The sequence below is a fragment of the Rhodoblastus sp. genome, from assembly GCF_041915505.1.
GTDB lineage: Bacteria > Pseudomonadota > Alphaproteobacteria > Rhizobiales > Beijerinckiaceae > Rhodoblastus.
On the sequence record NZ_JAYSBG010000170.1, the window covers coordinates 1 to 7,370 of the forward strand.

10 protein-coding genes are annotated in these 7,370 nt (G+C 64.0%); 6 read left to right on the forward strand and 4 right to left on the reverse strand.

Annotated elements, in window-relative coordinates; translation table 11 throughout:
• The 3 genes from def to truA form a co-directional block, all read left to right on the forward strand.
• Positions 1-338: peptide deformylase (gene def / locus ACE3S9_RS11630; protein WP_374546627.1), on the forward strand; the 338-nt coding region annotated here is incomplete at its 5' end.
• Between the two features lie 23 nt (positions 339-361).
• A complete protein-coding gene (fmt, locus tag ACE3S9_RS11635; RefSeq protein WP_374546628.1) occupies positions 362-1,312 on the forward strand; it encodes a methionyl-tRNA formyltransferase in 951 nt (316 codons plus the stop codon).
• Complete coding sequence (gene truA, locus ACE3S9_RS11640; RefSeq protein ID WP_374546629.1) at positions 1,299-2,036, forward strand: tRNA pseudouridine(38-40) synthase TruA; 738 nt, start codon at positions 1,299-1,301, stop codon at positions 2,034-2,036. Before fmt ends, truA begins: the two co-directional genes overlap by 14 nt.
• A 3-nt stretch (positions 2,037-2,039) precedes the next feature.
• Here the strand turns inward: truA and ACE3S9_RS11645 are convergent, their stop codons facing one another.
• Entirely contained in the window at positions 2,040-3,074 is a 1,035-nt protein-coding gene (locus tag ACE3S9_RS11645) for an acyltransferase family protein (RefSeq protein WP_374546630.1), read from the reverse strand.
• Between the two features lie 183 nt (positions 3,075-3,257).
• Positions 3,258-3,827: an SH3 domain-containing protein gene (locus tag ACE3S9_RS11650; RefSeq protein WP_374546631.1), complete on the reverse strand. Its 570-nt coding sequence runs from the start codon at positions 3,825-3,827 to the stop codon at positions 3,258-3,260.
• Positions 3,828-4,093: 266 nt separating this feature from the next.
• On the opposite strand from ACE3S9_RS11650, the gene ACE3S9_RS11655 reads away from it, so the two are divergent.
• Positions 4,094-5,089 (forward strand): 2-hydroxyacid dehydrogenase, encoded by a 996-nt coding sequence (locus ACE3S9_RS11655; RefSeq protein WP_374546632.1) that lies wholly within the window; start codon positions 4,094-4,096, stop codon positions 5,087-5,089.
• 60 nt (positions 5,090-5,149) lie between these two features.
• Here ACE3S9_RS11655 and ACE3S9_RS11660 read toward each other — a convergent pair whose 3' ends face one another.
• The gene (locus ACE3S9_RS11660) at positions 5,150-6,040 is read right to left on the reverse strand and encodes a DUF3658 domain-containing protein (protein WP_374546633.1); all 891 of its coding nucleotides are present in this window, start codon (positions 6,038-6,040) and stop codon (positions 5,150-5,152) included.
• Between the two features lie 142 nt (positions 6,041-6,182).
• Here ACE3S9_RS11660 and ACE3S9_RS11665 point away from each other — a divergent pair, with 142 nt between their 5' ends.
• Both ACE3S9_RS11665 and ACE3S9_RS11670 read left to right on the forward strand, forming a co-directional pair.
• Positions 6,183-6,611: an Hsp20 family protein gene (locus ACE3S9_RS11665; protein WP_374546634.1), complete on the forward strand. Its 429-nt coding sequence runs from the start codon at positions 6,183-6,185 to the stop codon at positions 6,609-6,611.
• Positions 6,612-6,669: 58 nt separating this feature from the next.
• On the forward strand, positions 6,670-6,936 hold the full coding sequence (locus tag ACE3S9_RS11670) for a DUF1150 family protein (protein WP_374546635.1): 267 nt from the start codon (positions 6,670-6,672) through the stop codon (positions 6,934-6,936).
• 101 nt (positions 6,937-7,037) lie between these two features.
• Here the strand turns inward: ACE3S9_RS11670 and ACE3S9_RS11675 are convergent.
• Positions 7,038-7,370: HRDC domain-containing protein (locus ACE3S9_RS11675; RefSeq protein WP_374546636.1), on the reverse strand; the 333-nt coding region annotated here is incomplete at its 5' end.

Genomic DNA, 7,370 nt, shown 5'->3' on the forward strand with positions numbered 1-7,370 from the left:
TCGTCGCCGATCCGGAAATCCTCGAACGGTCGGAGGAAAGCTCGGTCTATGAGGAGGGCTGCCTCTCGATCCCCGAATATTACGAGGAGGTCAGCCGCCCGGCCAAGGTTCGCGTGCGCTTCCTCGACCGTAATAATGAGCGCCGGGAAATCGAGGCCGAGGGCCTGCTGGCGACCTGCCTGCAGCACGAGATCGACCATCTCGACGGCAAATTGTTCATCGACCATATCTCGCGCCTGAAGCGCGAGCGGGCGATCAAGAAATTCACCAAAGCCGCGCGCAATGGCGACGCCCCCGTCCAGCGCGGGCCGGAAATTCGCGAAAAGACTCTCGGCTGAGCGGAAAGAACTGGGGCTGATCCATGCGCGTCATTTTCATGGGCACGCCGGATTTCGCGCTGGCGCCGCTGGCCGAAATTTTTGGGCGCGGCCATGAGATTGCGGCGGTTTATACCCGCGCGCCAAAACCGGCCGGGCGGCGCGGGCTGGAGCTGACGCCCTCGCCGGTCCATGCCGCCGCGGAGCGTTACGGCCTGACCGTGTTGACGCCGAAAAACTTCCGCGATCCCGAAACCATCGAGCAGTTTCAGTCGTTTGAGGCCGATGTCGCGGTGGTAGTGGCTTATGGCCTCATCCTGCCCAAGCCGGTTCTCGATTCGCCCGCCTATGGCTGCCTCAATCTCCACGCCTCGCTGCTGCCGCGCTGGCGCGGCGCCGCGCCGATCCAGCGCGCCATCATGGCGGGCGACAAGGAGACCGGCGTCGAGGTGATGAAAATGGAAGAGGGGCTCGACACCGGCCCCATCGCCATGGCGGAAAAACTCGCCATCACGCCGGATATGACGGGCGGTGAGGCCCATGATCGGCTTTCCCTGCTCGGCGCCGATCTGATCGGCCGCGCCTTGGCCGCTCTGGAGCGCGGCGGGCTGCAGTTCCAGCCGCAGGCGGAGGAGGGCGTGCTTTACGCCAAAAAGATCGACAAGGCCGAGGCCCGCGTCGATTTCGCCCGCCCCGCCGGTGAATTGCACAATCTCATCTGCGGCCTGTCGCCCTTCCCGGGCGCCTTTTTCGAGACGGATTTCGGCAAGGGGCCGGAACGCGTGAAAGTGCTGCATTCGGCTCTGGCCGAGGGCGCCGGCACGCCGGGCGAAATCCTCGACGAGACGCCGCGCGTGGCCTGTGGCGCGGGGGCCTTGCGCCTGATCGAGGTCCAGCGCGCCGGGCGCGGCCCGGTCTCGGGCGCGGAATTTTTGCGCGGCGCGCGGCTCACGCCCGGCGCGATTCTGGCGCAGGCGGAAAATGCCGCGCTATAAGCTCGTCATAGAATATGATGGGACCGATTATGTCGGCTGGCAGCGGCAGGCCAACGGCTTATCGGTCCAGGAAGTGATCGAAAGCGCGCTGGCGCGGCTCGACCCGAGTCCCGGCGGCTTGCGCGGGGCGGGGCGCACCGACGCCGGCGTCCACGCTTCGGCGCAGGTCGGCCACGTCGATCTGTCGCGCGAATGGCGCGGCGACAAGCTGCGCGAGGCGCTGAACGCCCAGATGCGGCCGGAAAAGGTCGCGATTCTGCTGGCTGAGGCCGCGCCGGACGATTTCGACGCGCGATTTTCGGCCAAGGCGCGGCATTATCTCTATCGCATCGTCAATCGCCGCGCACCGCTGACCTTCGATTCCGGCCGCGCCTGGCTGGTCAAGCGCCGCCTCGACAGCGCCGCCATGCATCAGGCGGCGCAAGGGCTGATCGGCCGCCATGATTTCTCGACCTTTCGCGACGCCGATTGCCAGGCAGACAATCCCGTGCGCACGCTCGACCGGCTCGATGTGGTTCGCAATGGCGACGAAATTCACGTCTTCGCCAGCGCCCGCGCCTTTTTGCACCGGCAAGTGCGCTCGATGGTCGGCTCGCTGGAACATGTCGGCTCGGGAAAATGGACGGCGGCCGATCTCAAGGCGGCGCTCGACGCCTGCGACCGCGCCCGCTGTGGCCAGGTCGCGCCGGCCGCAGGGCTCTATCTGATCGGCGTGGATTACTGAATTCTATTCGGCGGGCTCGGCCAGGGCTCGGTTCGGGCCCGTCGAATCGAATTGCGGCCCCGCGCGCAGGCCCTTGCGCAAGGGCTCGATCATCAGCTCGTTCGCCTTGTGCAGCAGCATCGCCATGATGAGGATGAGGGGCAGCGCGACATAAAACAGCAGAACGCCGCGGCCTTCGAAATTTTCCAGCAGCAGAAAGGCCGCGAAACCGCCGAGCCATTGCACCAGAAAGACCGGATAGCTCAGATGGCCGAGCAAGGCGTCGCGCTCGCGCAGCTTTTCCGACAGCCTGAATTCGAGCATGAAGGGCGCGGCGAGGCCGAACAGCAGCATATTGGCGTAAAAGCCGAAGTCGAGCACATGTTCGCCCCAGACGAGATAGCCGAACACGGTGTTGCAGAACCACAGCACGGCGCAGGTCGCGCCGAGGCGCGTGTTTTTCGCCAGGCGATCGTAGTGGAAATGGATCATCACGCCGGCCGAATAGCTGAAAATGGCGGCGGCGATCGGGAAATAGCGCTCGCTGAAATCCGCGCCCTGGACGAGAAGAGCGACATGATAGGCGGCGCCGACAGCGAAACAGGCCGCGGCGATCTTGATGTTGCGCGCCATGCCGAGCCAGAGGAAGAAATACATGACCAGTTCGACGGCGAGCGACCAGGCCGGCTCGATATAGCGCAGTTGCAGCTCGCCATTGGCCAGCGGCAGCAGGATGAAATTCTGCAGCACGGCGTCGGCCCGCTGCTCGAAGGCCCATCGCGGCATGAAATAGCCGGCCTGAAGGGGCAGCAGGCGAATGACCATAATGGTGATCATGCAGACCAGCGCATAGAGCGGCACGATGCGCAGCAGCCGGTTGGCGTAGAAGCGGTGGAAATCGAACGCATAGGTCTCATGCAGCGATTTCGTGAGCACGATCCCCGAAAGAATGAAGAAGGAGCGCACCGCGTAAAAGCCGAAATGATCTGCGCTATGGGCCCCGCTCAGATGCGAGAACACCACCAGCAGAGAGAGAAAAAGCCGCAGAATTCCGGGCATCATGCTGTTCCAGCCGCGCGGTCGGCGCTCGATCCGACCTTTCGTAGCGGCACTTTGGCCCGGCCATGGAAAACAGAATCTAAAGGCCAGCGCGCCCGCAAAGGCTTTTTGTTAGATATGATTTCCTAGGGAAACAGGGCGTTAACGGGACGGCGCCCAGCGCGGCGCGGGCGAAGCGGCGGCCTATTCGACCTTTTCGCCGGGATAGACGCCCCACAGGCTGGTCTGGGCCAGATAGCCGTCATAGCCGTCGCCCTTGAGGCGGCACCAGCTTCCGTCGCATTTCTTGACCGAGGCGATGACGCCCGGCGCGAGCTTGGCCACCACTTTGGCGTCGTCCTGGGGCTCGGCTCTTAGCGGAAACGGCGGCGCGTCCTTCTTCCACGGCGCGACCAAAGCGGTGCGCTTGCCGGACAGCAGCGAATGCAGCACCCAGCCCTCGGCCCCTTCCGAATCGCGGATGCGGCGCCAGGTCTCATATTCGGCGGTGATTTCGACCGGCAGGCCGGCGCGCTGGTAGATCCATTTGGTCGCGTGGTCCTTGGAGGGGCCCTCGCGCAAATTGACGTGATCCGACTTTAGGCTGACATAGCGCGGAACCGGCAGGCCGGTGGTCGGCCCCACCGCCTGCTGCGCCAAGGCGTCTTGCGCGCCAAGCAGCAGCAGGGCGCCCAGAACCAGCGGCCGGCGCGCGCGAAAACGCGGCGCGGCGGGGCGGGAACCGGAAAAAATCGCTTTGAGGCAATGCGCCATATCGCCTTATTCCTTCACGTCGCGCCCAGACCCGAGCTTTGGCCCGCGCCTTTGTCCGCGCCCCACGCAGGCCAAAGCTCGGGTCTGGGCGGAACGGATCGCCGTCCTTGTTTTTGCCAAAGCATCTGCTAGGAAGCAGAAGCAGAGGTGCGGGACGCGGGTTTGATTGCGGTCAAACCTTTGTGGCCCAATCATTGTTAATGACTGGTTTAGGAAGGCGCCGCACGCGCGTTGATGCGGCCCGCCGAGGGAGAAACGGGAATTCCATGGGCAAAGCCAAGCCGCTCGTCATCGTCACCCGCAAACTTCCCGAACAAGTCGAAGCGCGCATGCGCGAATTGTTCGACGCCCGTTTCAACGAAACCGATACGCCGATGTCGCAGGCCGAGCTGGCGGAAGCCATGCGCGCGGCCGACGTGCTGGTTCCGACCATTACCGACCGGATCGACGCCCATCTCATCGCCCAGGCTGGCGAGCGCCTGAAGCTGATCGCCAATTTCGGCAATGGCGTCGACAATATCGACGTCACCTCGGCGCTGCGGCGCGGCGTCACCGTCACCAACACCCCCGGCGTGCTGACCGAAGACACCGCCGACATGACCATGGGCCTGATCGTCGCGGTCTCGCGTCGCATCGTCGAGGGCGCCGGCGCCCTGGTTGGCGGCGCGTGGTCGGGCTGGTCGCCGACCTGGATGCTCGGCCATCGCATTACCGGCAAGCGGCTGGGCATCGTCGGCATGGGCCGCATCGGCCAGGCCGTCGCCCGCCGCGCCAAGGCCTTCGGCCTTTCCATCGCCTATCACAACCGCCGCCCGGTGGCGCCCGCGATTGAGCAAGAGCTGGGCGCGACCTTCCACGAATCGCTCGACCAGATGCTGGCGCGGGTGGATATCGTCTCGGTCAATTGCCCGCAGACCCCCGCGACCTTCCATCTGCTGTCGGCGCGCCGGCTGAAGAGCCTGCATTCCAGCGCGATCATCGTGAACACCGCGCGCGGCGATATCATCGACCAGAACGCCCTGATCCGCATGCTGGAGGCGGGCGAACTCGCCGGCGCCGGCCTCGATGTGTTCGAGCATGAGCCGGCGGTGTCGTCGAAACTGCTGAAACTGGCGGAAGCCGGCAAGGTGACGCTGCTGCCGCATATGGGCTCGGCCACCATCGAGGGCCGCATCGACATGGGCGAGAAGGTCATCATCAATGTGAAGACTTTTATGGACGGCCACCGCCCGCCGGACCGCGTGCTGCCCAGCATGTTGTGAAGATCGCCAAGGACGCGCGCCACCGGCGCCATCCGTAAAAGACGACCCATGATAACGGCGTCATGCCGGAGCGAAGGCGTTTCGACCTCGCCGGGCGAATGTGCCGTGCATGTGCGACAGGTCGCCGCGAAGTTCTAACACGCCCTCCTCGCCGAGGGCGCAGACGCGCGCCCAGAGCAACAGGTCGCTGACGCGGTTGTCGATGAGTTCGCACATCGTCTCGCCAATAATGAGAGCGGCTTTTTTCCAGTCATCGCTCGCACAGGAAACGATTGCGTCGTCGAAAAAAGTGATCGGCGCCGAGACGAGGCGCGGTCCGTCAACGACCCGCAATGGGGCGTTCTCTCTCGTCAGCCGGCGCCATTCCTCGACATAAAATGCGATTTCGTTCGGGTTCAACATCCGTTGCCGTTCCAGCAGTCGCGCTTCGACGATCTTCGCCGGCGTCAAAATCCCCAACGAACGAGGGACGGAGGTTCCTTGCCGACCGCGCCACGCGAATTCGATGTCGGTCGCGTCGATCACGCGAAACGGAGAGTCTGCCCGACGCCGAATGAATTCAAGAAATGCCGAATATTCCGATGCATCATGCCGGGAAACCCACGCGACAGGCAAAATGCCGGGCGACGCGGCCTCGGTCCAGAATTGATTCGCCGCATGAGCGACTTCGCCCCATTCGTAGCCAAGCCATTCCTGGACCCACTCCTCGCGAGGGGCGGAGCCCGCCGGAAAGACCGGCCCGAAACTCAGATCGTCGAGAAAACCGATGACTCGCTCAGCGCAACCAATAGTGGCGAGCGCCTGTTTGATGCTCTGGGCGGCGGAAGCATTGAAGCAGATGTGGACAGTCGGCTTTGCAAATTCTGGCATGTTGCGCTCCATCCGGCGGCTAATCGGAATTTTCGTCGAGAGAACTGTGAACGAATAAAAATGCGTGGCTGCGAGGCGCAACGACGCGGCATCCAGCGCCTACTCGGCGACCTCGCCGTCACTCTTGAAAAGCAAAATCACGACGCCATATCAATCCTGCGGCCAAGAGCCGTGGGGGCGCTTCGGGCCCTCGACTTTAAGAGGCGCCTGCGAGGGCTTCGACATGTCACGTCCGACTTTGATGAATTCGCCCTTTTTGCTGGGCTTTGATGAAATTGAGAAAGCGCTGGAGCGCGTGACCCGCACCGCTTCGGACGGTTATCCCCCCTATAATATCGAGCGGCTGTCGCGCGAGGACAATCTGCCCGAGCGCCTGCGGATCACTTTGGCGGTCGCCGGTTTCAGCCGCGATCAATTGGCCATCACGCTTGAAGAGGGGCAATTGGTCATTCGAGGCCGCCAGCAGGACGACCGGGAACGGCAGTTCCTGCATCGCGGCATAGCGGCGCGCCAGTTCCAGCGCAGCTTCCTCCTCGCGGAGGGGATGCAGGTGCTCGGCGCCGATCTCGCCGACGGGCTGTTGTCGGTGGATCTCGTCCGTCCCGAACCGGAGCGGATCGTTAAGAATATTGAGATCACAGTGCGGAGCTGAATGTTTGGTCCGCACGCTGGGCGTGTCTCACGAAGAGAGCGCGGAAAGGGTGAAGACAATGACGATTACACTGGAAAATCCCGGCCAGGGCCCGCTGACCGCCGATCAATTCGCCCATCTGGGCGAGGGCGCCATCGCTTATGTCCGGCCGATCCGGTCGGAAGAGGCGCAGGCTTTGTTCCCGCAGATCCAGGGCTTGCAGCCCGGCCAACAGCTGTTCGCGCTGCTCGGCGCCAATGGCGCGCCGATCGTGCTCGCCGACAGCAAGGACGCCGCCGTCGCCAACGCCTGGGAAAACCATCTGGCGACCGTCAGCGTCCACTAAGCCGCGACGCGCATGACTCCTTCTCCCCTCGCGGGAGAAGGTGGCGCGCGAGCGCCGGATGAGGGGTCCATCCAGGGCTTAAAGGAATCGTCAGCGACGCCTCACGCCGTAGCCTGCGCAAGCGCCTCCAGAAAAGCCTCGCCATAAAGCGCGACCTTGCGTTCGCCGACGCCATGAATGGCGCGCATCTCGTCCAATGTGGCGGGCCGCCGCGCCGCCATGTCGAGCAGCGTCCGGTCGGCGAACACCATATAGGCCGCCAGACCCTGTTCCTGCGCCAGTTCGCGACGCAATTTCCGCAAAACCTCGAAAATCCGCGCCTCCTCCGGATCGCCGTCCTCGACATCGCGCCCACGCCGCGCCGGCTTGCCCGCGAGCTTTTCGCGCGGCGGATCGGCGCGCAGAACAAAACCTTCCCGCCCGCGCAAAATGGC

Excerpts from the sequence above, each read along its gene's own strand:
- fmt (WP_374546628.1), top strand. The coding sequence starts at position 362 with ATGCGCGTCATTTTCATGGGCACGCCGGATTTCGCGCTGGCGCCGCTG.
- truA (WP_374546629.1), top strand. The coding sequence starts at position 1,299 with ATGCCGCGCTATAAGCTCGTCATAGAATATGATGGGACCGATTATGTC.
- ACE3S9_RS11645 (WP_374546630.1), bottom strand. The coding sequence starts at position 3,074 with ATGCCCGGAATTCTGCGGCTTTTTCTCTCTCTGCTGGTGGTGTTCTCG.
- ACE3S9_RS11650 (WP_374546631.1), bottom strand. The coding sequence starts at position 3,827 with ATGGCGCATTGCCTCAAAGCGATTTTTTCCGGTTCCCGCCCCGCCGCG.
- ACE3S9_RS11655 (WP_374546632.1), top strand. The coding sequence starts at position 4,094 with ATGGGCAAAGCCAAGCCGCTCGTCATCGTCACCCGCAAACTTCCCGAA.
- ACE3S9_RS11665 (WP_374546634.1), top strand. The coding sequence starts at position 6,183 with ATGTCACGTCCGACTTTGATGAATTCGCCCTTTTTGCTGGGCTTTGAT.
- ACE3S9_RS11670 (WP_374546635.1), top strand. The coding sequence starts at position 6,670 with ATGACGATTACACTGGAAAATCCCGGCCAGGGCCCGCTGACCGCCGAT.